The organism is Kocuria tytonicola, assembly GCF_003687455.1.
GTDB classification, from domain to species: Bacteria; Actinomycetota; Actinomycetes; order Actinomycetales; family Micrococcaceae; genus Kocuria; species Kocuria tytonicola.
Genome location: NZ_PHOA01000237.1, coordinates 1 through 242 on the forward strand (window position 1 = coordinate 1; position 242 = coordinate 242).

The following is a 242-nucleotide window of genomic DNA, read 5'->3' on the forward strand; positions in this document are numbered from 1 at the left end:
CGCGGGTGGTTCGTGTGGCAACGCACTGTACCGAAGCTGATGTTTCCGCCCAGGACGTTGTTGCTGCCAGGAATCGGCACTATTCACGATCTGAAAAATGCCTGGCAGGCTGGCGCGCGGGTGGTTCGTGTGGCAACGCACTGTACCGAAGCTGATGTTTCCGCCCAGGACGTTGTTGCTGCCAGGAATCGGCACTATTCACGATCTGAAAAATGCCTGGCAGGCTGGCGCGCGGGTGGTTC

At 59.1% G+C, this 242-nt stretch carries 1 pseudogene; it reads left to right on the top strand.

From position 1 onward, the window contains the following. Positions 1–242 (top strand): annotated as a pseudogene (locus CWC38_RS12640) (hypothetical protein); the annotation flags it as partial.